The 22852-nt window shown below is 56.3% G+C and carries 21 protein-coding genes; 17 read left to right on the top strand and 4 right to left on the bottom strand.

Going from position 1 to position 22852, the window contains the following annotated elements; translation table 11 throughout:
• Positions 1 to 453: 453 nt before the first annotated feature.
• Together nadC and ACSYSS_RS04415 are read right to left on the bottom strand one after the other, a co-directional pair.
• Positions 454 to 1434 (bottom strand): carboxylating nicotinate-nucleotide diphosphorylase, encoded by a 981-nt coding sequence (nadC, locus tag ACSYSS_RS04420; RefSeq protein ID WP_491702874.1) that lies wholly within the window; start codon positions 1432 to 1434, stop codon positions 454 to 456.
• 196 nt (positions 1435 to 1630) lie between these two features.
• Positions 1631 to 2845 carry an MFS transporter gene (locus ACSYSS_RS04415; RefSeq protein WP_491702873.1) on the bottom strand — a complete coding sequence of 405 codons (1215 nt, stop codon included), beginning with the start codon at positions 2843 to 2845 and terminating at the stop codon, positions 1631 to 1633.
• A gap of 232 nt (positions 2846 to 3077) precedes the next feature.
• Here ACSYSS_RS04415 and ACSYSS_RS04410 point away from each other — a divergent pair, with 232 nt between their 5' ends.
• The 6 genes from ACSYSS_RS04410 (at position 3078) to ACSYSS_RS04385 (ending at position 8302) form a co-directional block, all read left to right on the top strand.
• On the top strand, positions 3078 to 3935 hold the full coding sequence (locus ACSYSS_RS04410) for an ABC transporter ATP-binding protein (RefSeq protein WP_491704221.1): 858 nt from the start codon (positions 3078 to 3080) through the stop codon (positions 3933 to 3935).
• On the top strand, positions 3932 to 5779 hold the full coding sequence (locus tag ACSYSS_RS04405) for a hypothetical protein (protein WP_491702872.1): 1848 nt from the start codon (positions 3932 to 3934) through the stop codon (positions 5777 to 5779). Before ACSYSS_RS04410 ends, ACSYSS_RS04405 begins: the two co-directional genes overlap by 4 nt.
• Positions 5780 to 5789: 10 nt before the next feature.
• Entirely contained in the window at positions 5790 to 6575 is a 786-nt protein-coding gene (locus tag ACSYSS_RS04400) for a hypothetical protein (RefSeq protein WP_491702871.1), read from the top strand.
• Positions 6576 to 7020: 445 nt separating this feature from the next.
• Positions 7021 to 7647, top strand: a complete 627-nt coding sequence (gene rpsD, locus ACSYSS_RS04395) for a 30S ribosomal protein S4 (protein WP_491702870.1) — start codon at positions 7021 to 7023, stop codon at positions 7645 to 7647.
• A 132-nt stretch (positions 7648 to 7779) separates the two neighbouring features.
• Positions 7780 to 8046, top strand: coding sequence for a type II toxin-antitoxin system Phd/YefM family antitoxin (locus ACSYSS_RS04390; RefSeq protein ID WP_491702869.1), 267 nt, complete (start codon positions 7780 to 7782; stop codon positions 8044 to 8046).
• Positions 8009 to 8302 carry a Txe/YoeB family addiction module toxin gene (locus ACSYSS_RS04385; protein ID WP_491704220.1) on the top strand — a complete coding sequence of 98 codons (294 nt, stop codon included), beginning with the start codon at positions 8009 to 8011 and terminating at the stop codon, positions 8300 to 8302. The genes ACSYSS_RS04390 and ACSYSS_RS04385 overlap by 38 nt, the downstream gene beginning before the upstream one ends.
• A gap of 95 nt (positions 8303 to 8397) precedes the next feature.
• Here ACSYSS_RS04385 and ACSYSS_RS04380 read toward each other — a convergent pair whose 3' ends face one another.
• The gene (locus ACSYSS_RS04380; RefSeq protein WP_491702868.1) at positions 8398 to 8763 is read right to left on the bottom strand and encodes a phage holin family protein; all 366 of its coding nucleotides are present in this window, start codon (positions 8761 to 8763) and stop codon (positions 8398 to 8400) included.
• Between the two features lie 340 nt (positions 8764 to 9103).
• On the opposite strand from ACSYSS_RS04380, the gene ACSYSS_RS04375 reads away from it, so the two are divergent.
• The 6 genes from ACSYSS_RS04375 (at position 9104) to mltG (ending at position 15226) form a co-directional block, all read left to right on the top strand.
• The gene (locus tag ACSYSS_RS04375; protein WP_491702867.1) at positions 9104 to 9784 is read left to right on the top strand and encodes a histidine phosphatase family protein; all 681 of its coding nucleotides are present in this window, start codon (positions 9104 to 9106) and stop codon (positions 9782 to 9784) included.
• Positions 9785 to 9945: 161 nt separating this feature from the next.
• Positions 9946 to 10380 (top strand): DUF948 domain-containing protein, encoded by a 435-nt coding sequence (locus ACSYSS_RS04370; RefSeq protein ID WP_491702866.1) that lies wholly within the window; start codon positions 9946 to 9948, stop codon positions 10378 to 10380.
• A complete protein-coding gene (locus ACSYSS_RS04365; protein WP_491702865.1) occupies positions 10380 to 10628 on the top strand; it encodes a hypothetical protein in 249 nt (82 codons plus the stop codon). Before ACSYSS_RS04370 ends, ACSYSS_RS04365 begins: the two co-directional genes overlap by 1 nt.
• A 152-nt stretch (positions 10629 to 10780) precedes the next feature.
• Positions 10781 to 13480 carry an alanine--tRNA ligase gene (alaS, locus tag ACSYSS_RS04360; protein ID WP_491702864.1) on the top strand — a complete coding sequence of 900 codons (2700 nt, stop codon included), beginning with the start codon at positions 10781 to 10783 and terminating at the stop codon, positions 13478 to 13480.
• Positions 13481 to 13487: 7 nt separating this feature from the next.
• Entirely contained in the window at positions 13488 to 13955 is a 468-nt protein-coding gene (ruvX, locus tag ACSYSS_RS04355; protein ID WP_491702863.1) for a Holliday junction resolvase RuvX, read from the top strand.
• A complete protein-coding gene (gene mltG, locus ACSYSS_RS04350) occupies positions 13955 to 15226 on the top strand; it encodes an endolytic transglycosylase MltG (RefSeq protein ID WP_491702862.1) in 1272 nt (423 codons plus the stop codon). The genes ruvX and mltG overlap by 1 nt, the downstream gene beginning before the upstream one ends.
• Before the next feature lie 15 nt (positions 15227 to 15241).
• On the opposite strand, the gene ACSYSS_RS04345 is transcribed toward mltG, so the two are convergent.
• The gene (locus ACSYSS_RS04345; RefSeq protein ID WP_491702861.1) at positions 15242 to 15667 is read right to left on the bottom strand and encodes a hypothetical protein; all 426 of its coding nucleotides are present in this window, start codon (positions 15665 to 15667) and stop codon (positions 15242 to 15244) included.
• Between the two features lie 208 nt (positions 15668 to 15875).
• Between ACSYSS_RS04345 and aroC the strand changes: the two genes are divergently transcribed.
• From aroC to sufB, 5 genes are all read left to right on the top strand, one after another.
• Positions 15876 to 17063: a chorismate synthase gene (gene aroC, locus ACSYSS_RS04340; protein WP_491702860.1), complete on the top strand. Its 1188-nt coding sequence runs from the start codon at positions 15876 to 15878 to the stop codon at positions 17061 to 17063.
• A 35-nt stretch (positions 17064 to 17098) separates the two neighbouring features.
• On the top strand, positions 17099 to 18724 hold the full coding sequence (locus tag ACSYSS_RS04335) for a bifunctional shikimate kinase/3-dehydroquinate synthase (RefSeq protein WP_491702859.1): 1626 nt from the start codon (positions 17099 to 17101) through the stop codon (positions 18722 to 18724).
• 138 nt (positions 18725 to 18862) lie between these two features.
• On the top strand, positions 18863 to 19315 hold the full coding sequence (locus ACSYSS_RS04330) for a type II 3-dehydroquinate dehydratase (protein ID WP_491702858.1): 453 nt from the start codon (positions 18863 to 18865) through the stop codon (positions 19313 to 19315).
• Between the two features lie 36 nt (positions 19316 to 19351).
• Positions 19352 to 21034 carry a CTP synthase gene (pyrG, locus tag ACSYSS_RS04325; RefSeq protein WP_491702857.1) on the top strand — a complete coding sequence of 561 codons (1683 nt, stop codon included), beginning with the start codon at positions 19352 to 19354 and terminating at the stop codon, positions 21032 to 21034.
• 359 nt (positions 21035 to 21393) lie between these two features.
• Positions 21394 to 22848, top strand: coding sequence for a Fe-S cluster assembly protein SufB (gene sufB / locus ACSYSS_RS04320; RefSeq protein ID WP_491704219.1), 1455 nt, complete (start codon positions 21394 to 21396; stop codon positions 22846 to 22848).
• Positions 22849 to 22852: the final 4 nt, after the last annotated feature.

The raw sequence follows: 22852 nt of genomic DNA, 5'->3' as shown, positions 1-22852 counted from the left end.
TCAAGCATGCGATAATGGATTTGATCGGCCATGTGGACAAGAAGATGCTGAGCAAATCAGCCACAATAACGAACGCGGTCATTAGCGGGCTAACCGGGTTATCGGTTTTCTGCCTAAGTGAGAATTTGCGGAAGATGAGCGCGTCCACTGTGCGGTCAGTAGGATGACGCTCACAGTGGCGATACTGACACTAGCGGCGCTCGTCCGTGCTTCTTTCCAGAAAATTGCAACTATGCCGAACACCAGAGCCAATAGAACGTCCACAATGGCAGCGAGCGTTATATGGCCTATCCATACATCGGAAAACGGGAACGGGAGCCAAAGCAAGTCACCGGCATACTTAATCTTTACCGATTACATCGTTTCCTTTTTGGCTTGGCTGCCTGTTTCGTCGGGCGCTTCGATGGCGCTCCCGTTTTCATCTTCGTTGCTGTGGCTCACATCACCATGCTATCACGCATCGAGGTTGAAGCTGATGTCGATATTGCGCACGCTGTTGGTCAGGTAGCCCAGCGAAATGAAGTCGACGCCCGAGCCGTGGTAGGCCGGCAGCTTCTCTAGCGTCATACCGCCTGAGACCTCGGTTCTGATGCGGCTGGGAACCATGGCGCGCCACCGGCGAGCGGTTTCCACGCTCTGGTTGTCGAACATGATGATGTCGGCCTCCGCGTCGATGGCCGCGCGCAGCTCGTTCTCATTCTCAACTTCAACTTCTATGAGTTTTGTAGGCCCATTGGTGCGCCGCAGCAGCGAGACTGCGTCCTTGAGGTTCGATCCGGCGATGGCCAGATGATTGTCTTTGAGCATTGCCAGGTCGTAAAGGCCCATGCGGTGGTTCGAGCCTCCGCCGCAACGTACGGCGTATTTGTCGAAAAGCCGTAGCCCGGGAGCGGTCTTGCGCGTATCGAGAATGGTGATGTTCGGGTCGTCAAGGGCTGCGACGGCCTGGCTCGTCGCTGTGGCGATGCCGCTCATGCGTTGCATCAGATTCAGCGCCACGCGTTCGGCTGCCAGAATCGTTGCTGCATCGCCGCTGACTTGAGCTACCACACTGCCCGCGGTGACTTGGTCGCCGTCATGTGCAAGCGGTCTGTAATGGATTCGATTGTCGGTGGCATCGTCTGTCATCATACTGCATGTGCTGTTGTTCACACTGTCTGCCGCCGCTGTATCGCTGGCATTTCTGAAATCGTTCGAATTTACCGTATCGTGGCGGTTGTCGGCGGTGCCGAGCCCTGAATTGTAGTCATCGCTCAGCAGCCGGTAGCAGTACTGCGGAATGTCGATTCCGGAAATCACACCGTCCGCCTTGACCAGGAACGAACCACTCACACGGTGGCCGACGGTTAACGGTGCGGTCAGATCGCCGGTGCCAAGGTCCTCCGCGAGGAACCCGCGCAATTGAGCGGAGATAGTCTGGAATTGAAGTTTCATGAGGTTTGCCTTTCATCTGTTGATCAATAAGGATGCCATGAAAGTTAAGCATAGGAATAACGGTGGTAATTGCAACATACAGTTGCCCGACACTGGTGTATTACGTGTGTCGGGCAACGATAATCAGGCTTCTGCTACTTTTTGCGACATAGAATGTCGCAAAAAGTAGCAGAAGGGGTTGCAGCGAATTGGTGTCTCAGGCAGTAGCCCCGGTCGCGTCAGCAGCTGCGACACCAGCCTCAGGCTCGTCCACGACTTCCTCGTCCTTGACTCCTGCCGCCAGCACGACCTCCGCCACAATGAGCAGGGCGATGAAAATGCCGAAGATGACGGGAATGCCAAGCTTCAAGTCAAGGAACCAGCCCACCAGGAACGGCCCGACGGTGCTGCCGACCCTGCCCACGGCCTGCGCGGAACCCATGGCCGTGGCGCGGATGGACTTGGGGAACTGAATCGGCGTCAGGGCGATGAGGATGCCCCAGCTGCCCAGGTCGAAGAACGAGAGGAAGGCTCCGGCGATGATGATCACCACCGGGCTCGTGGCCACGGCAAAGACGAACGCGGCGGCGATGGTGCCGAGGATGTAGCAGAACAGCATCTTCTTGCGGCTCACATGCTTCATAAGGTATGCGGCCAGATAGTAGCCGGGTAGCTGCGCCACGGCCATGCCGAGGGTGTACCCCAGTGAGTTCACGAAAGAGAAGCCGCGCATGGTCAGCACGCTCGGCAGCCACATGAAGATGCCGTAGTAGGTGAGCATGATGAAGAACCACATCGCCGTCAGAGCGATGAACCGGTTGCGGTATTTGCTTGAAAAGACCTCGTGGAACGTCGCCCTGTGCTCGGTCGGCTTGATCTGCTCTTTTGGCAACTTGCGGCGGAGCACCAAAACGTACAGTGCGAAGACGCCGGCAATCGCTGCTGCCGGCCGCCATCCGAAGGCGGGAAGCACCAAGTAGGCGATGAGCGAGGCCACAATCCAGCCATAGGCCCAGAAGCTGTCGCCGAGCACCAGCATCTGCGAGCGCTTGGTGCCGGTGTAGTTGTCGGCCAGCATTGTGGCGGCGATGGGAAGCTCGCCTCCCAGCCCCACGCCGGTGATGAACCGGACGATCATGAACCACGCGAGGTTCGGCACGAAGACCAGGGCGAGATTGCCCAGCGAAAAGATGAGGAGCGTGGTCATCATCATGTTTTTACGGCCGTATTTGTCGGCGAGCCGTCCGCACAGGGAGCCGCCGAACACCATGCCCACGGAGGTGATGGCGCTGGCCAATCCCTGCTGTGTGCTGGTCAGGCTCCATTCCGTCTTGATCATCGGCATGATGAACGACACCAGGGCAACGTCCAGGGCGTCGAGCATCCATGCGGTTCCTACGATCAGCAGCAGATGCTGTTTCTTCGCAACCATTAGGTGAATACTTCTTTCTTGTTCTCTTCATAACAGGCGCGTATTTCGCGCTGAGCGACATTGTAAGCGTTTCTGTCTGTTTCGTAAGTCGGTTCTCATTTTTGTTTTTCGTTATTATCGCTTGAGTTTTACGCGGTAATTCGAGGGGGGGGGATTAGTCTAGATAGACAGAATGTATAACAAATCACATTTGCGTGATCTTTCTTTCACAGGCACGCGGATTGGGGACGACATGGATGTTGACGCGGATTATGGTGATATCATCGAACTCAAGCATGTTGGTTATGGCTATGGAAGCCACAGCATATACAGCAATCTGAGTCTGAATTTCGCAACGGGTCTCTACGGCCTGCTTGGGCCCAACGGCGCAGGCAAGACCACATTGATGAACCTGATTGCCACGCTGGCCCTGCCTCAGCGCGGATCGGTCCGCATATCCGGTGCACGCACCAAGGACTGGCGTTCCCGGCGTGAGGCCCGCACCCATATCGGCTACCTGCCGCAGCATTTCCAGCTGATGAATAGTTCCTCCCTGTTGCACAACGTGCGTTACGCCGCCTGGACGCGGGGGCTGAGCTTACGTCAGGCCGATGCCGCCGCCCGCTGGGCCATCGACTCGGTGGGGCTCGCGGACGTCGTGGATCAGCGGGTCAAAAGTCTTTCGGGAGGCATGCGGCAGCGGGCCGGCATCGCCTGCGCCGTGGCGACCAGACCCGACATCCTCATTCTCGATGAGCCCACGGTTGGTCTCGACCCCATCCAGCGCATCGAGATACGCCGGTTCCTCGACGGATATGCCAAAGGGCGCACGGTGATTGTCAGCACCCATCTTGTGGAGGATCTTGCCGCCATGGCCGACCAGGTGTTGGTGATCGACCATGGGCGTGTGCTCATGGAGGGAAACATGGACGAATTGGCTGCGTTGGGCGACGGCGACGACAAGATGACCACGGTTTGGGAATCGGGATACAGGCGTTTGCTTGACGGACGGGGAAGCGGCAGCGATGGAGACGCTGGGAAGATGCCCGCCGAATCCCTGCAATCCGCCAAGGTCGGCGGAACGGCTGATGACGCAGAGGAGGGACGATGATGACATTGCTTGGCTCGGAAAGCAATGCAGGTTCGGCTATGATGACGGGCTTGTCGTTGAAGGGCTCATTGTCGGTCAGCCTATGCGGTGGTGTTGCTGACGCTGCACCCATGGTGCAGAACGATTCACTCCCGTTCGTCTTCACAGCCAGACATGGCAGGCACAACGGCAATCAGAGGGTAAAAGGAGTACGCCTCAAGGCACGTTCTGCCAGTACGAGTTGCGGACACGGCGAGACAGGTGGCCCTCCATATGTCGGTTTGGTTCGTAGAGGGTTATGGCCGCTCACTCCGCTCAGCGTTTTGGTCGTGGTGGTGGCTGTGGCGGCATGGCCTCTTTCGCTGGGGCTTTCAAGTTTCAGCAATGTTCCAGGCCCCGCCAGTCTCATGGTGGACGCTTCGTTCGCACATATTGTGCCTGACATTGCGGCGTGTGTGTTCGGTGCGTGGCTGAGCTCCCGGGTCGCCGGTGCCTCTTCGCTGGTCAACCCGCCCTGGGGCGCTGGAAGTCCATGGCGCAGGCATGGTGTGGCGATGGCAAAACTGATCATGGTCTGTGTTCTGACGTATCTGTTGAGTCTGTTGCCTGAGCTGTTGCTGACTCGTGGCATCGGCAAGGTTGGCGACATCCCCTGGGCCGTCTATGCGTCCGGCTCGCTGTTCATCGCCAGCATGGCTGCGTTCGGTTATGCGCTTGGAGTTGTGCTCGGCACGCGTTGGTCCATCCCGCTTGCAGGACTCGCGGCAGTGGCCATTGATTGGGTCGGCATCTTCGCATTGCAGCAGAAGCCTTGGGACGGCGGTGTCGAACCTGCTGAGTTTGGTAGTCCTTTGGCTTTGCTGTTTCCGGTATTGCCGAGTGTCTCCGGCGATGAGCCAGGGCTCAGGATGCAGGGCGCAGCATTGGCATGGCAGGTGACGTTCCGGCTTGTGGTGATTGTTGCCTGTCTTGCCGTGTGTGTACTGTACGTCATGCTGTGGCGGGCGGACAGGGATATCATCAAAGCGAAAGTAACCTCGTTGTCGGTGTTGGTTCTAGTGCCGGTATTGCTCGGTTCGGTGGTGGCTGGTGTTGGTCCGAACGTGTGGCATCGCGCCGATCCGTTCGTGCCCACCTGCAGCAGCGTTGGCAAATCTGGAATTACTGTTTGTTCGCATCCCACCGATGCAGTGCATGCCGATCGGTATAGGAACTATGCGCGGTCATTCGCCAAGTGGCTCCCTGCGGATGGGTTCTCCAGCGTTGCCGGCAATAAGCGCAATCCAAGTATGCTTCCTACTGTGAAAGCCGGAGCCAACGCCAGGGCAGTCGGTAACGCGAAGGCAGGCTACGTGCTGCTGATTGGGGATGCGTTCACCCCGTTGAACAGCTCCACACGTTGGAACCTGAGCAACAGTGGGTATGCCAAGGTCAGCAGGTTCGGCGGTCAGGTGGTGCAGGTCGACTCGATGAATGGTTCGCAGTACATGCCGCTTTCCGAATTCGCCAAGATGTATGCATCTGCCATGGTGGGAGCCACTTCATCGGCGTTAGGCTCTTCCACGGATTCGGCTGACACCGAGGATTCCGATAGCCTCGAACCGTTGAACACGCCTGAACGGATCAACGCGTATCTGGCAGACAAGTTGCCGATAGTCATGGTGGAATTGGCGGAATATGAGGATTCGGGTAAATATAACCCAACAACCGTGGGGACTTACGCAAGCAAGGGCAAGGTGTTTGAGGTGCTTGACAATGCCAGCGATCAGGAGCTGCGCGAATTCTACAAACGTCACGCCTCGCAGATTCAGTCATGCACGTTGACTCCTCGGGATGTACTTGCCGACCCCATCGCCAAGTATTAGCGGTGTGAGTATGGCGAAGCATAGGCATAGCAAGGTATCGGGGCTTCCGAATTGGCTTGCGGACTGCCAAGTGTGGCTGCAAGGCCGGCACGGTGTGTGGGCGCTCACGGTCTGTCTTGTCGGACTGGCATTAGCGTTACTAGCGGTGGCACTCGGCAAGGGAGACCCACAGCGCTGGCTCATCTACGGCGATCAGGTCTGCATTCCCGACCCTGCAAGTCGTGGCAAACCCTTGCCCAAACTTCCAGCAGGTGTCACATTCGTGGGGTGCAAGCCGGGAACGCGTGAACTGGGTCTTGTGGTGCCGCTTGCCGAGGTCACACTGGTGATTGCCGTTGCCGTTGCTGTCGTTCTGCTTATGCCCGCCTTGCCCGACTGGGAACGGTTCGCCAGCCGCAGGCTTTCGCTCTATATCGGCGTGGCGGTTGGACTGGCCATGGCATTGCCGGTCGGCGGTTTTGCGTGGCTCGGCAAAATGGTTGCGAAGCAGGGATTGCGCTCGCAGGTGGGAGTGATTTGTTTGGACGCACTCATCGGCATTGCGCTGATGCTCATCGCCATGGCGTTGCTAGGCAGGTTTTTGGGTCTGGGACTTGGTCTGGGGCTCTTTGTGGTGAATCTGCTGATGCAGAAGGCTCAGGCACGCACCGGCTTCGCACTGCGTTTCTACGATGTACATAACGTGAAGGGCATGGTGCCGTTTTCAGTCACGGTTGCTGTATTGGCGGTGCTGCTTGTCGTTGGAGTGGTCGCCCTGTCCGCCACGTGCGGCCGGAGTATGCACTTTGACGATTGATGATGCACGGTTTGGTCGGCCTGTCTACCACATGTGGCCGGGGTCTACGGGTCGAAGATTGATTGCGGCCGGGCTTGGTCTGTGTTTACTGATCGATTCTAGAGCCTGACACCGTTGCCGATTTTGAACGTCGGCAAGGGTGCTCCATACGTCCGTGGGCAAAGCTCGACAGATTCTCAATCATGACCTAGTTGAAGGATGCGCTATACGTCCGTGGGCAGAGTGTAAAATAACCAATTGTGCCTGTCATAATGGCAGGCATTATCTGGAGTCTTAGCCCATCAGTGGGTCGGCGACTCGGTTGGGTATGTGCTTAAGCGCAATATAGGCAACTGAGGCGTTCGCGCTTGGCGTGAGTGAAGCACTGGAGAGGCCCGGCTCAGCGTGGTAGTGGTAGTGCTGCCGCGTTCCGTTCAGATAACGACAGAATACAAAGGAATACAATATGACTAACGTTCAGCGTTCCCGCCGTCAGGTGCGTCTTTCTCGCGCCCTCGGCATCGCACTGACACCCAAGGCTCAGCGCATCTTCGAGAAGCGTCCTTATGCTCCAGGTGAGCACGGCCGTACCCGTCGCCGCACCGAGTCAGATTACGCGGTTCGTCTTCGCGAGAAGCAGCGTCTTCGCGCCCAGTATGGTCTCTCCGAGAAGCAGCTTCGTGCCGCTTATGAGAAGGGCACCCACACCAAGGGCCAGACCGGCGACGCCATGCTTGCCGATTTGGAGTCTCGTCTCGACAACCTCGTACTGCGTGCCGGCTTCGCCCGCACCACCGCTCAGGCCCGTCAGTTCGTGGTCCATCGTCACATCATGGTCGACGGCAACATCGTCGATCGCCCGTCCTTCCGCGTCAAGCCCGGCCAGACCATCCAGGTCAAGCCCAAGAGCCAGACCATGGTTCCCTTCCAGATCGCCGCTGAAGGCGTGCACCGCGATGTGTTGCCCGCCGTTCCTGGCTATTTGGATGTGAATCTGCCGTCGCTCAAGGCCACTTTGACCCGTAAGCCGGAGACCTCCGAGATTCCGGTCGAGGTCAACATTCAGTACGTCGTCGAGTTCTATGCTCGCTGATTTCTGAATCCACCTAAATTCTTAGGGACATACAGCAAGACCCTCGCCAGACGCGTCAAGCGCCGCGAGGGTCTTTGCTATTCACCGAAGAATAGTAGTACAATATTATGTACAGAATGAATGGAGACAGTTATGGTGACCGCAGTGGCATACAGCAATTTTCGCAAAGACCTTAAATCTTATATGCGTAAGGTCAACGATGATGCGGATACCGTGCTTGTGACTAACAAGAACCCTGATGACAACGTTGTCGTGATGAGCGTCAACGATTATGACTCACTGATGGAAACGTTGCGTATTTACCAGAATCCGTATTTACGCGGCAAGATTTCTCGAGGTCTGCATCAGGCCGCCGGTGGGAATGCCGTTCCGCACCCCTTGGTTGATGCAGGGGAATAACATGGCTTTTGAATGGAATGAAGATGCTTGGAATGACTATCTCTACTGGCAGAGGCAGGATAGGAAGACGTTGAAACGCATCAACAATCTTATCAAGGATGCGGCACGTCACCCATATGAGGGTCTTGGAAAACCGGAGCCCTTGAAACGGGAATTCAAAGGAGCTTGGTCGCGACGTATAAATGCCTTCAATAGATTGATCTATACAGTATCTGATGCTGGGTTGTGCATTCTTTCCGCACGGGACCATTACTGAAGTTTTAAAAGTTATATTCGTCAATGAGGTACACGACTGTTATTGGGTTGTGACTTTCTCAGACATTGCGGCACAATTGTGGTGCCACATGAACCTTACAAGCCGAGGACAGCCTCGACAATCCAGCTGACGACCATCATGATGAACGAGCCAAGAACGGAGACCCAGAAGCCGCTGATCACCACGCCTACGCCGAAGATGGCGACGGCGAGCCACGAAGCCACCGCCATGCACAGCCAGTTGACGATGAGGGCGAAGAAGCCGAACGTCAGAATGGAGAGGGGCAATGAAACGATGTGAAGGAATGGCTTGATTGAAGCATTGATGAGTGCCATGAACAAGGCGAACGCAGCGATGCCAAGAATCGGCGGTCTGCCTACTGCGTGCATACCTGGCATGAGTGCCACCATGACTCCGGCCGCTATGGTGAGGACGAACCAGCGTGTGAGAAAACGTTTCATACTTACATTATGACATCCGCCTATAACTGCTACATAAAGTGCCGAATGATGGCATTATCCGTCGGGTTTCGCGTAAACACCGACAAGATGTGCCAAGAAATGTCACTATTTACTGCATGCCATCAAAACACCTACAATTAGTGACTTTTTACGGCACTATGTACCGCGGTAGAGATGGAAGACGACAAATTATGCCGTAATCCGACACTTTTTGTCGGACTTGCCGACGTTGAGACCAAATTCCGACAAGTAGTGCCATATACCGGCACTATCTGTAGGAGTTTTGATTGAGAAGACCAAGTAGCTGTGCTCATCGCGCAATCGGTGTCATAATGGAGGCATGATTTTGCATTTGCACTTGGTCCGCCACGGGCAGACTTATTTCAACCGTTACAACCGACTTCAGGGCTGGTCGAACTCTCCGCTGACTGAAGACGGTCTCAAGGATGCCGACAAGGCTGCCCAAAAACTCAAGAATATCGATTTCGCCGCAGCCTATTGCTCCGACACCACCCGTGCGCAGCAGACCGCCGAGCGCGTCCTCGATGTCAACGAGCAGGCCGGGCACAGCCGTCCGCAGCTCATCAGCGACATGCACTTTCGCGAGCAGTTCTACGGCTATTACGAAGGCCGTGATATGGGGGAGGCCTGGTGGGCCGCCGGTGCGCCCCACGGAGTCAATACCTACAATGCCATCGTTGAGCGCTACGGACTTAAGGCCACGCGTGACTTCCTCAAGGAGGCCGACCCCTTCCACGATGCTGAGTCCGATGACGAATATTGGGTACGCATCGCTGGCGGCTATGCACTGATCGCAGCCAACAGGAATTTACGCGATGGCGACCATGTGCTGCAGATATCTCATGGCAACACATTGCTGAGCCTAGTGCGCCGGTTTGCCAGATCTGACGACGGATACGACCTTTCCGAGCGCCCTGCGAACGGCAGCGTCACCGAATTCGACCTCGATACGGATGCTCCGTTCGCTTCTTCGCTGACGGTCAAGGCCTATAATCTGTGACCTGTGAATCGTTGGTCTCGCAATCGGTTTTGCGGTTGGTTGCAGTGGCTTGGCGGCGAGCGGATAGAGATGACTTGATCTGCCAAGCGTCTCGGGCGTTCGTTAAGCTTGCAACAGCATGATGTGCATGGATTGCCATGCCTGAAAGGAAAGAGGCAGAAATGAGTATCGGAGACATCGCCGGGCTTATCGCTGCAATAGCGTTCGCCGTACTTGCCGGGTTCCTCATCTATCCGCTCATTCGGTTGGGCAAGCTGTTCGACCAGTTGGCGCAGACCGTCAAGGATTCCGGCGACCATGCCATACCTGTGCTTGATGAGGGTGCCACGACGGTTCGTCAGGTCAATAAGTCGCTTGACGATGTCAATAAGATCTCCGCAGCCGCCTCCACCACCGCGGGTAATCTTGGAGCGTTGACCGATTTGTATGGTTCGTTCCTTGGCCGACCGATCATCAAGATCGCTGCTGGTGCCTATGCACTCAAGACCACTGCACAATCGTTCCTGAAAGGTTCGGCTCGGGGAAAGGCAAAAGATTCTAATTCGAAGCCATCTTCCGCTGCAGCCCAACCAACATCCAAGGGCAAGGAGCACTGATGTTCAAGCGACTTTTATGGCTTTCAACAGGTTTCTGCCTGGGTGTCATTGCGATTGCTAAGGCTGAGGCTTATGTTCGTGCCAACACACCGGACAAGGCCCGCCAGTTCGTGCTAGGTCCGGACCAAGACAACGTGGCAGCTCGTACACTTTCGGGCTTGGTCGGTGAGTTCAATGCCACACGCAAGGCGCGTGAAGACGAGCTTGGCCGTAAATACACCGATAAGTCGAGTGCTTCGGTCCGCTGAATTGGCAGATTGTTTCGTTTGGTCGCATCTGCGGCGTGGTAGCGTATATGATTTTTCGGTGGAACATGCCAGGCACTAAGCGAATCATTTATATTACATGTTAGAGATATTGCATTGCGTCTTCAGGCGCAGATAAAAGGAGTAGCACGTCCATGCGCACCGCGGAAATCGCCAATCGCTTTCAGCATTACTTCGAGCAGCAGGGGCACCTTGTGGCACCTTCGGCATCGCTGATCAGTCCGAACCCCACCACACTGTTCACCATCGCCGGCATGGTGCCGTTCATCCCCTATCTGCTTGGTGAGCAGACACCGCCCTCGACGCGCATGACCTCCAACCAGAAGTGCGTGCGTACGCTCGACATCGATGAGGTGGGCAAGACCACCCGCCACGGCACCTTCTTCCAGATGCTCGGCAACTTCTCCTTCGGTGACTATTTCAAGGCAGAGGCCATCCACTACGCGTGGACGCTGCTCACATCACCGCAAGACCGGGGCGGTCTGGGTTTCGACCCGGAGACCTTGTGGGTCACCACCTACACGGACGATGAGGAGGCCCGTAGCCTTTGGAAAAACGAAGGCTTCGACCCCGAGCACATGGAGGTCCTCGGCATGGAGGACAACTTCTGGACCACCGGCGGCCCTGGCCCTGGTGGCCCGTGCTCCGAAATCTATGTGGATCGTGGTCCCAAGTACGGCAAGGAAGGCGGTCCGAGCGCTGACGAAAACCGATATATCGAGATTTGGGACCTCGTCTTCGAGAATTATGCGGTTGACAACGTGAAGTCAAAGACCGACCTACACATCGTGGGCGAGCTTGAACACAAGAATATCGACACTGGTGCCGGCCTGGAACGTTTGGCCTACCTCATGCAAGGCAAGCAGAACATCTACGAGACTGATGAGGTCTATCCGGTGATCGATGCGGCCGAGAAGCTTTCTGGCCGCAAGTATGGCGAGAATGAGGCGGACGATGTACGTTTCCGCGTCGTGGCGGACCACGTGCGCAGCGCCTTGATGATCATGAGCGATGGCGTTCGTCCGAGCAATGTGGGCCGCGGCTATGTGCTCCGCCGCCTGCTGCGCCGCACAGTGCGAAGCATGAAGATGCTGGGGGTATCCGAGGCGGTCATGCCCACGCTGCTGCCGGTATCCAAGGATGCCATGGCACCCAGCTACCCGGAGCTCAACGACACCTTCCACGATGTTTCCGAGGCTGCCTACGGCGAAGAGGATGCCTTCCGCCGCACGCTTGAGAACGGCACCGCCATCCTCGATGTGGCTGTTTCCAAGGCCAAGAAGGATGAAGGCAACACCGTTTCGGGAGAGGACGCGTTCGCCCTGCACGACACCTACGGTTTCCCGATTGAACTGACAGTCGAGATTGCAGCCGAACAGGGTGTGGGTGTGGACCGTGAGGGTTTCGATGAGAAGATGGCTGAGCAGAAGTCCCGCGCCCGTGCCGATGCATTGAAGAAGCGGCACAATGTGGACTTGAGCGTCTATGACGATTTCAAGAAGACTCTGGCAAAGCCAATCGAGTTTCTCGGTTACAAGGAGCATTCAAGCCGTTCCACTGTAATCGGCATCATCGAGGCAGGCAAAGGCTCCGTCCAGCGTGTCGAAGGGCCGGCCCAGGTGGAGGTCATTCTCGACCGTACGCCGTTCTACGCCGAGCAGGGTGGCCAGCTTGCCGATGAAGGCGAGATGATTTCCGACGACGGTGCCGTGCTTGAGGTCGATGATGTGCAGAAGCCCATCAAGGATTTCACCGTGCATACCTGCCGATTGACTGAAGGTACCTTGAATGTGGGGGATGCCGTAAACGCCAGCATCGACGTGGAACGCCGCAAGGCGCTAGGTCGTTCCCACACCGCCACCCATGTGCTCCACAAGGCCATTCGTGAGGTGCTCGGCGAGCAGGCCACGCAGCGGGGGTCCTTGGTAGCTCCTGATTATCTGCACTTCGATTTCCAGACGTCCACGGCTCCCACCAAGGCTCAGCTCGATGAGATTGAGGCCCGTGTGGTTGAGCGAGTGTGCGACGATCTGCCGGTCACCATGGAGGAAATGGACTATCACAAGGCCATTGACCTGGGAGCCATGCATCTTTTCGGCGAGAAATACGGCGATCGTGTCCGTCTGGTCACAATAGGTGAAGATGGATGGAGCCGTGAGCTGTGCGGCGGCACTCATTTGGATGCCACCGGAAAAATAGGTGAGTTCGTCATTACCTCCGAATCATCAGTTGGCTCCGGTGTGCGTCGTATCGAGGCTTTCATGGGCAAGAAGGCTTACGAGTTCAACCACAATGAGCATAAGCTGCTCTCAGGTTTGGCAGATGAACTCAAGGTTCCGGCCGACGAGCTTTACAACCGCATCGAAAACTTGCAGACCAAGAACCGCGAGGCCGAACAGAAGCTCAATACCCTCTACGAGTCCCGGCTTTCAGATGCCGAGCCTGCAATGGTTGAGCAAGCTCGTGAAGCTGCAAAGTCCGGTAGCGGGGCGGTGGCATTGGTTGCTGCAAATGTTGGCGATTTTGGTTCGTTCGATGCCTTGCGTAAGACCGTGCTTGACGTGCGAGGAAAAATCGGAGAAGGAATGCCGGTCGTGGTGGTGCTTGCTGGCATAAGCTCGGAAGGCAAGCCCATGGTGGCCGCCGCCACAAACGAGATGGCTCGCAATGCCGGTGTGAAGGCTGGAAATCTGGTCAAGATTGCCGCCAAGACGCTTGGCGGCGGTGGCGGCGGTAAGCCGGACTTTGCGCAAGGCGGCGGCACAGATGCCACGAAGCTTGATGACGCTTTGGCGGTGGTACGTCAGTCCGTGCAAAGCGTGAACAAGGACTGAGGCGATTATGGTGTGGTTGGGAGTTGATCTAGGGGATGCCAGGGTCGGCATAGCGATGTCTGACCCTGAGCTCACCTTCGCCCATCCTGAAGATAACCTCCAGGCGGGGGGAGACTCCTTCCATGTTCTTCAGGACGTGGTTGACATTGTGGAGCATCATGATGTCAGCTGCGTCGTAGTTGGTTTGCCCCTACAACTTAGCGGCAACGAAGGAAAATCGGCTAAAAAGGCAAGACGTTGGGCATCAAACCTTCGCAAGCAACTGGAATTTGCAGCAGAAAACGGATTGCTTGGGCAACGGGCTGTTCCTGACATTCTTATGGAAGATGAACGTTTGACTACGGTAAATGCCCATCATCAGCTGAGTCAAGCCGGTGTCTCCAGTCGTGAGCATCGCCCTGATGTTGACAGGCAGTCGGCTGTGCTTATTCTTCAGTCGGCCCTTGATCGACGAACTAGACAGAGCGAGGAATAATGTCGGACGATTTTGAACATTTCTTCGCGATGAACGGTTTTGGCGGGGTGGATGAAGGCAATGATGCAACGAACGGGCCTGAGGTGCGTTATTTTGAAGGAGACGAACCTCCTATACCCCCTGTTCACGGTTCCGTGCAGCCACGTCAGACTATATCGGAAGAGATATCGGGCAGAGGCAGTAGACGAAAAATCCGTGAGATTCGGCGTCGCAAAAAACGTAGACACATGATGATGGCGGTCATTGCCTGTGTTGCGGTCATTGCCTTGATTGCAGCTGGTTTGTGGGGGTATCGAGCGGCAAAGGGACTGGCCCATAACCTTTCTACACATGATTCTAGTGATCAGGCTTCGTTGGACTATCCAGGTCCTGGAACCGGGAGCGTCCAGTTCGAGATCGCGAGCGGTGAGAGCATCTCCTCTATTGCAGACAAACTCCAAAAAGCGGGGGTGGTAAAATCGGCAAGTGCCTTTGCCAGCGCTGTCGGTGCCAATAACAGCACGCTATATCCGGGTACGTTCATGCTCAAGAAGAAGATGTCAAGCACTCAGGTCATTGCAATCCTCTCCAACCAGAAAAATGCGGGTGGTGTTCTGCAGATAAAGTCTGGAGAACGTATTTCTCAGGTACTCTCAGAGGCTGCCAAGGCTTCCGGCATCGATATTGCTCAATTTCAACAGCTTCAGCAGCCCCGTGGTGAGGGGATCCTTCCGGCCGAGGCAAACGGAAGTTTTGAAGGCTGGTTGGAGCCTGGTTCGTATCTGGTGGGTGGCAAGAGCAACGCAGCGGATGTGCTCAAGCCAGCGGTCGATGCCCGTATCAAAAAACTTGATTCTCTCGGTGCTCCATCCGGGGCTCAGCGAGAGAATCTGCTCATCATCGCCTCCATTGCGGAGTCTGAGGTGAATTCGTCGGAATACTATGGCAAGGTCGCTCGTGTCATCCTCAATCGAATAGCTGCGAATATGCCTCTAGGCATGGATTCAACTGTGGCGTATGGATTCAATGTCGAGCCGAACGATCTTACCGATGCCATGCTTTCCGACGGTTCGAATGCCTATAACACAAGGATCAATCCAGGCCTTCCACCGACACCGATCAGCAGCCCAAGTGACGACGCGCTTCAGGCGGCATTGGCACCGGAGCAGGGCGATTGGCTGTATTTTGTGACGACGAACCTGAAGACGGGGGAGACGAAATTCACGGACTCCGATCAGGAGTTCATGAAATTGCGTCAGGAATACAAGGATTCCAACAGTGATGCTAATTAGGCACATGCGTTGTGATTAGGTCCATGCTCCGATCAGCTGTTCCACTATGACAGCGATGATGGCGGAACTTGTTATCACCGGTACAAACGGTGCTTTGGCGGTTGTTACATTCCCATCGATGGCAGAGTCCTCTTTTTTGCACGGATGCCTAACTCGCTGCAACGATTGCCATAGCACAAGCCATACCAAGCCAAGGCTGCCCATCGCCAACCACCAAACCAGAAACGCCTCCAACCCGAAGACGCCAACTGCCTGACCAATAAGGGCCGAGGCCGTCACATCGCCAAAGCCGAGCGAGCCGCGAATGATGCGGGAAAGCAGTAACTGAAGGATTCCGGCTGTCAGACCATATATCGGTGGCATCAAGGCAATGTAGACATTGTGTTCGGCGCACGCTGCAATCGTCAAAGCAAATAATTGCGCACAAGAACCGATGATCACCCATAGTCGAGGTACTGAGCGTGAACGAATGTCCTCGCAGCTCAATATCAGTCCGCAGAGCAGACTTGGAACGGCCAAACAATAATTCATGCCCTTATAATAATTGCGGCTGACGTTACCGACGGAACGAATACGCCCATTTCGCTATTATGAATGAGTACTGGTGCAGATGACGGATGGTGAATCGAAAGGCAAGTGAGGTATATATATGTTGCGTTGGCAGACGGCGGGGGAGTCGCATGGAGAAGCGCTTGTGGCTATGATGGAGGGCCTGCCTCAAGGTGTGGAGGTTACGTCAGATGACATTTCCGAGGCACTTGCGCGTCGCAGACTTGGCTATGGGCGCGGAGCTCGTATGAACTTCGAGCAGGATAAGGTGCGTCTGCTCACCGGTGTGCGCCTTGGCAAGACGTTGGGTTCCCCTGTAACCATCGAGATCGCAAACACTGAGTGGCCGAAGTGGACAGAAGTGATGAGTGCAGATCCGCTTGACCATGAGCTTGAACGCACTGGCCGTAATGCCCCACTGAGTCGGCCCCGCCCAGGCCACGCCGACTTGACCGGCATGCGAAAATACGGGTTTGACGATGCCAGGGGCGTTCTTGAACGTTCCAGCGCCAGAGAAACGGCTTCCCGAGTGGCATTGGGTGAACTCGCCGCCAAGTTTCTTGAGCAGACGCTCGGCATTCGCACCATCGCACATGTCGTGGCGCTAGGTGGGGTGAGCGTGGCTGCTGATAATCCGCTGCCAACGCCAGACGACCTTGAGGCTCTCGATGCCTCTCCGGTGCGCACCCTCGATAAGCATGTCGAAAAGCTCATCATAGAACGCATCGATGAGGCGAAGAAAAACGCCGATACGTTGGGTGGTGTTGTTGAGGTCATTGCCTACGGCGTGCCTGCTGGGCTCGGCACATACGTCGAGTCCGACAGACGGCTCGACGGGGCTTTGGCCGGGGCTCTCATGGGAATCCAAGCCATCAAAGGCGTGGAGATCGGTGACGGTTTCCTTGAAGCCGGCCGTCCCGGGTCTCAGGCGCACGACGAAATGGTTCCTGGTTCCGATGGACGCATAGAGCGGCTGACGAACAGAGCTGGCGGCATCGAGGGCGGAATGTCCAACGGGCAGCCGATCAGGGTTCGGGCTGCCATGAAACCCATTCCCTCCATTCCACGCGCACTGCGAACGGTAGATGTCTGTACAGGTGAGGCTGCAAAGGCCATCAATCAACGTTCCGACAGCACGGCTGTACCCGCGGCTTCGATAGTGGCAGAGGCCATGGTGCGTCTTACCTTGGCGCGTTTTGTCATTGAGAAATTCGGCGGTGACAGTGTTGCCGAAGTGCGTCGCAATGCCCAAGGCTACTTGGGTTCATGGCCGGAGCATATGCGCTGACGGAACTGAGATTTGATACGAAGATGATTGAAGATATGCAATCCACACAGCCATTGGCTGTCATCATTGGCATGCCAGGTGCCGGGAAAACGCGCGTTGGGCGCGAGTGCGCGCAGATGCTTGGCGTTGATTTCGTCGATGCCGACGACGAGATCGAGCGTGAGGCAGGCATGCCGATACCCCAATATTTCAAGCGTTTTGGGGAAGAAGACTTCCGCGTTCTCGAAGCGGATATTATCGCAAGACTGATGGGCGAATGCGTGGGGCTGATTTCGCTCGGCGGTGGAGCGCCTATGACCCCCAGAACCCAGAAGCTGCTGAACCGTTATGCGCGGCACGGCGGCAAGCTGGTGTATTTGCAGGCGGATCCCCGGGAAGCCATGGATCGTGCCAATAGGGCGGGTGGCAGGCCCATGCTTGCAGGTGACCCTGATGCCAAGTGGAGACGTCTGTATGACAAGCGTGATCCGGTGTTTCGGCGAATTTCGAATGTCAGTGTGCACACACATGGATCTACACCGCGTATGGCGGCGAGAAAGTTGATGAATATGGTGCAGCAGAGAATAGTGCATATCGATTCAAAAGGCATTGAACCTTACGATGTCTGCATTGGTGAGGGTGCTCTTGGCGGCGTGCAGGACGCGCTGGGGCCACAGGTGGTGCGTGTGGCGTTGATCCACACTCAACCGGTGCAACGACACAGTGACCAGGTGCGGGCCCTGCTTCGGCGTGCGGGCTACGACGTTTTCGACATCCTCATCCCCGATGCAGAGGCGGGTAAGACCATCGACGTTGCAAGCAAAGTCTGGAAACGTCTCGGCACTGAAGGGTTCACCCGTTCCGATGCCATCGTCGGTGTGGGAGGGGGAGCCGCCACTGATGTGGCCGGTTTCATTGCCGCCACATGGATGCGTGGCATCCGTTATGTCAATTGCCCAACCTCATTGCTCGCCATGGTCGACGCATCCACCGGAGGCAAAACGGGAGTCAACACCGATGAAGGCAAGAATCTTGTCGGTTCGTTTTACACACCGGCCGGTGTGCTGGCCGACACCAAGACGCTTAAGACGTTGCCGAACGATATCTTTGTGGAAGGCTTGGGGGAAGTCGCCAAATCCGGGTTCATCAAGGATTCGCGGATTCTCGACATCCTCGAAGAACACGCCGGGCAGCTGCGTAGCTTCGACGGAACAAGCTTCATCGGCACCCCGCTTGAGGATGTCGTTGACGAACTGGTGGAACGCACCGTGCGGGTCAAGGCCTACCACGTCAACGCAGATCTCAAGGAATCCGGGTTGCGCGAATATCTCAATTATGGGCACACGTTGGCGCACGCCATTGAAAAAATCGAGCATTTCAAGTGGCGTCATGGCAACGCGGTGGCCGTGGGATGTGTCTTTGCCGCAGAACTTTCGCACTTGCTCGGAAACATCGACCAGGATTTGGTCGACCGGCATCGTCGTCTCTTCTCTTCGCTCGGTTTGCCCATTTCTTGGGACGGCGGAAGCTTCGACGAAGTGCTGGAGCTGATGCATCGTGATAAGAAGGCACGCGGCAACACGCTGCGCTTCGTTGTGCTCAAGGCGTTGGATGAGCCGACTATCGTGGCCGATCCACCACGCGAGGCCATCAACGAGGCGTTCCAGCGTATCCGTTCGTAGCGTTGAGATTAGCATAGGCAGGTCGCGGAGTATACGCCAAGTGGCAAATGCTTGATGATCGATGTAGACCGGTGATGCAGGCTATTGATGCAGACCGGTGAACCGAGAGATACGAAACCAAGTATGAAGGAGCGAATCATGACCAAGGTTGTTGTCGTCAATGGCCCGAATCTAGGCAGGTTGGGCGTACGTGAGCCTGATGTCTACGGGCATCAGGATCTACAGACACTTCGTGCTGACTGCACGCAGTGGGGTCAGGCCCTTGGCCTGCAAGTCGAGGTGCGCCAGAGCGACGATGAGGCTCAAGTGATCGGCTGGATGCACCAGGCAGTGGATGAAAGAACGCCTGTGGTGATGAATCCCGCGGCGTTCACGCATTACAGCTATGGCCTTGCGGACGCTGCTCATATGGTTACTGATGCCGGTCTGCCGTTGATGGAGGTCCACATCTCCAATCCTTCCGCCAGAGACAGTTTCCGTAAGCATAGTGTCATCAGCCCAGTGGCCACCGGAACCATCACAGGCATGGGTTTCTATGGCTACAAACTCGCACTTGAGGCAGTGGCGCATCTGCTCGACGACAACGCTTGAAGATTTCGTCGTAAGTTTCTGATAGGCTGAAGTTCCATGGTACGAAGAAATCATGAGGATCCACAGGAACATATAACCAAGCATATTTTCGTCACAGGTGGCGTCGTTTCATCCCTTGGAAAAGGTCTTACAGCCTCTTCCTTGGGACGTTTGTTGAGGAGTCGCGGCCTGCGCGTGTTGCAGCAGAAGCTTGACCCCTACATCAACGTCGACCCGGGCACGATGAACCCATTCCAGCACGGTGAGGTCTACGTCACCGAAGACGGAGCGGAGACCGATTTGGACATCGGGCATTACGAGCGCTTCCTCGACGTGTTCCTTTCCCAGAAGGCAAACGTCACCACAGGTCAGATCTATCAGTCTGTGCTCGATAAGGAGCGTGCGGGCAAATACCTTGGTCAGTGTGTTCAGGTCATCCCCCACATCACCAACGAGATCAAGAGCCGCATGCGCGCCCAGGCCGCGGACGATGTGGACGTCATCATCACCGAGATCGGCGGCACCGTGGGTGACATCGAGTCCCAGCCGTTCCTTGAGGCGGCTCGCGAGGTGCGCCATGAACTCGGCCCGAACAACTGCGCATTCGTGCATGTCTCTCTTGTTCCTTATCTTTCGGCGGCCCATGAGCTCAAGACAAAGCCTACGCAGCATTCCATCATGACCCTCCGCCAGCTTGGTATCACCCCTGATGCCGTGGTGCTCCGCAGCGACCGCCCGCTCGGGCAGGCCATCAAAGACAAGATCTCTCTGATGTGCGACGTGGATGTGGACGGCGTGGTCAACTGCGTCGATGCTCCGTCGATCTACGACGTGCCGAAGATTCTGTACAACGAGGGCCTTGACTCCTATCTTGTCGATCGTCTTCAACTCACTGCGCACGATGTGGATTGGGCTGAATGGGACGATCTTCTTGAACGCGTGCATCACCCCAAGTATGAGGTCAACATCGCCATCGTCGGCAAATACATCGACCTGCCCGATTCCTACCTCTCCGTCACCGAGGCTGTGAAGGCCGGTGGTTTCGGCAACCATGCCAAGGTGAACGTCAAGCTCGTGGCTGCGGACCTCTGCGAGACCGAAGGCGGTGCCGACGCCGAGTTGCGTGATGTCGATGGCATCATCATCCCCGGTGGTTTCGGTGTGCGTGGCATCGAGGGCATGATCGGCGCCCTGCGCTATGCCCGTGAGCATAAGCTTCCTGCCTTGGGCATCTGTCTGGGTCTGCAATCCATGGTCATTGAGTACGCACGGGACGTGCTCAACCTGCCAGATGCGAACTCCTCAGAGTTCAAGGCCGATTGCAAGGATCCGGTCATTGCGACCATGGAAGAGCAGAAGGATATTCTGGCTTCCGGCGACATGGGCCATACCATGCGCCTTGGTTCCTATCCGGCCAAGCTGAAGGAAGGTTCTGTGGTGGCCGGTCTGTACGGCACCACCGACATCACCGAACGTCACCGCCATCGCTATGAGGTCAACGTTGCCTATAAGCAGCGTCTTTCCGAAGCAGGTCTTGAGATCAGCGGTGAGAGCCCCGACGGTGAGCTGACGGAGTTTGTGGAGCTGCCCAAGGACGTTCATCCGTTCTATGTAGGCACTCAGGCGCATCCCGAGTTCAAGTCGCGCCCCACCAAGCCGCGCCCGCTGTTCCTGGGCCTTGTCAAGGCTGCGCTTGACCATCAGGAAGCGCGTTCAGCCGGAAAGACCACTGAGGACTGATCGGTGGCGTTGTGGTCATGCGGCGTCCGTTGTATAGCAGCGGGCGCCATTTTGATATTGTGATGATTCTACGCTGTGACGGCGTGTTCCGAGGTGCGGCTACACGCGACAACTAGGTGAAGCATGGCAACAAGAGTTGAAGATAGCCGGTCAATCGTTGGCTCGCATTCGTGACCGACTCTCATTTGGGTAACGACACGCAAAAAGTGATGAATTAAGCTTTGAGAGTCTGGCGATTCATTGTTGTTTCTGCTAGGTTTTGTTATATAAGTCAATGTAATTACGCGAATGTACTTACGGAGGGGAGGCAGCGTACTGTGGCAAAAAACAAAGCCCCTAACGCCGCGTCTGACGTGGAGATGAGTCAGCTGGTGGCTGACCGTGAACGCGTCAACGAGGACAAGGTCAAACGTGATGACGAGATCATCGACGAGTTTGGCGAATACAATTATGGCTGGCATGATTCCGATGCCGCCGGTGAGGCCGCGAAGAAGGGTATCGACGAGAACGTCGTCCGCGCCATTTCGGCGGACAAAGGTGAGCCTGAGTGGATGCTCAATTACCGGCTCGAAGGCTACCGGCAGTTCCTGAAGAAGCCGATGCCCGATTGGGGTGTCGATCTCTCGGACTTCAATGCCGACGATTTCAAGTACTATGTCAAGCCGATTGACAAGCAGGCCGCCAAATGGGAGGACCTGCCCGATGACATCCGCAACACCTATGACAAGCTGGGCATCCCCGAGGCCGAGAAGAACAGGCTCGTCTCCGGCGTGGCCGCACAGTACGAGTCCGAGGTAATCTACAATTCCATCCAGGATGACTTGAAGAAGCAAGGCGTCATCTTCGTCGATACCGACACCGCCGTGCGTGAGTACCCTGACTTGGTCAAGAAGTACTTCGCCACGGTGATTCCGCCCGACGATAACAAGTTTGCCGCGCTCAACACCGCGGCATGGTCGGGCGGCTCATTCGTCTATGTACCCAAGGGCGTTCATGTCGACATCCCTCTGCAGGCTTACTTCCGCATCAACACCCCGAATATGGGGCAGTTCGAGCGCACGCTCATTATCGCGGACGAAGGCTCCTACGTGCACTACGTCGAGGGTTGCACGGCCCCGATCTATGCCACGGATTCGCTGCATGCCGCGAATGTGGAGATCGTGGTCGAGAAGCATGCCCGCGTGCGCTACACCACGGTGCAGAATTGGTCGAACAACGTCTACAACCTGGTCACCCAGCGTGCTTATGTGAAGGAAGGCGGCACCATGGAGTGGGTCGATGGCAACATCGGCTCCAAGGCCACCATGAAGTATCCGGCCTGCATCCTCGCCGAGCCGTATGCCAAGGGCGAGACGCTGACGCTCGGCTTCGCCGGCCAAGGTCAATATCAGGATACCGGTGCCAAGATGATCCATCTGGCCCCGCACACCAGCTCCACCATCGTCTCCAAGTCCATCTCACGCTCAGGTGGGCGCTCCGCCTACCGAGGCCAGGTCAAGATCATCGACGGCGCTTACGATTCAAGCTCATCGGTGGTCTGCGACGCACTGTTGGTGGACGAATACTCGCGTTCGGACACATACCCCCATGTCGATGTCCGAGAGGATGACGTCTCCATGGCGCACGAGGCCACGGTCTCCAAGGTCTCTGAGGATCAGCTCTTCTATCTGATGAGCCGAGGCCTGCAGGAGAAGGAGGCCATGGGCATGATCGTCCGTGGCTTTGTGGAGCCCATCAGCCGTGAGTTGCCGATGGAGTACGCACTAGAGCTCAATAGATTGGTCGAGTTGCAGATGGAAGGATCGGTGGGCTGATACC

The sequence above is a fragment of the Bifidobacterium sp. ESL1118 genome, from assembly GCF_058505595.1.
Note: the sequence above shows the minus strand (reverse complement) of the source record. Positions and strands in the feature narration are given on the sequence as shown.

Coding starts and splice junctions, on each gene's coding strand:
- nadC (WP_491702874.1), bottom strand. CDS start 1,434: ATGAAACTTCAATTCCAGACTATCTCCGCTCAATTGCGCGGGTTCCTC.
- ACSYSS_RS04415 (WP_491702873.1), bottom strand. CDS start 2,845: ATGGTTGCGAAGAAACAGCATCTGCTGCTGATCGTAGGAACCGCATGG.
- rpsD (WP_491702870.1), top strand. CDS start 7,021: ATGACTAACGTTCAGCGTTCCCGCCGTCAGGTGCGTCTTTCTCGCGCC.
- sufB (WP_491704219.1), top strand. CDS start 21,394: ATGAGTCAGCTGGTGGCTGACCGTGAACGCGTCAACGAGGACAAGGTC.
- ACSYSS_RS04390 (WP_491702869.1), top strand. CDS start 7,780: ATGGTGACCGCAGTGGCATACAGCAATTTTCGCAAAGACCTTAAATCT.
- alaS (WP_491702864.1), top strand. CDS start 10,781: ATGCGCACCGCGGAAATCGCCAATCGCTTTCAGCATTACTTCGAGCAG.
- ACSYSS_RS04405 (WP_491702872.1), top strand. CDS start 3,932: ATGATGACATTGCTTGGCTCGGAAAGCAATGCAGGTTCGGCTATGATG.
- ACSYSS_RS04335 (WP_491702859.1), top strand. CDS start 17,099: ATGCAATCCACACAGCCATTGGCTGTCATCATTGGCATGCCAGGTGCC.
- ACSYSS_RS04370 (WP_491702866.1), top strand. CDS start 9,946: ATGAGTATCGGAGACATCGCCGGGCTTATCGCTGCAATAGCGTTCGCC.
- pyrG (WP_491702857.1), top strand. CDS start 19,352: ATGGTACGAAGAAATCATGAGGATCCACAGGAACATATAACCAAGCAT.
- ACSYSS_RS04400 (WP_491702871.1), top strand. CDS start 5,790: ATGGCGAAGCATAGGCATAGCAAGGTATCGGGGCTTCCGAATTGGCTT.
- ACSYSS_RS04375 (WP_491702867.1), top strand. CDS start 9,104: ATGATTTTGCATTTGCACTTGGTCCGCCACGGGCAGACTTATTTCAAC.
- mltG (WP_491702862.1), top strand. CDS start 13,955: ATGTCGGACGATTTTGAACATTTCTTCGCGATGAACGGTTTTGGCGGG.
- aroC (WP_491702860.1), top strand. CDS start 15,876: ATGTTGCGTTGGCAGACGGCGGGGGAGTCGCATGGAGAAGCGCTTGTG.
- ruvX (WP_491702863.1), top strand. CDS start 13,488: ATGGTGTGGTTGGGAGTTGATCTAGGGGATGCCAGGGTCGGCATAGCG.
- ACSYSS_RS04385 (WP_491704220.1), top strand. CDS start 8,009: ATGCCGTTCCGCACCCCTTGGTTGATGCAGGGGAATAACATGGCTTTT.
- ACSYSS_RS04380 (WP_491702868.1), bottom strand. CDS start 8,763: ATGAAACGTTTTCTCACACGCTGGTTCGTCCTCACCATAGCGGCCGGA.
- ACSYSS_RS04330 (WP_491702858.1), top strand. CDS start 18,863: ATGACCAAGGTTGTTGTCGTCAATGGCCCGAATCTAGGCAGGTTGGGC.
- ACSYSS_RS04410 (WP_491704221.1), top strand. CDS start 3,078: ATGGATGTTGACGCGGATTATGGTGATATCATCGAACTCAAGCATGTT.
- ACSYSS_RS04365 (WP_491702865.1), top strand. CDS start 10,380: ATGTTCAAGCGACTTTTATGGCTTTCAACAGGTTTCTGCCTGGGTGTC.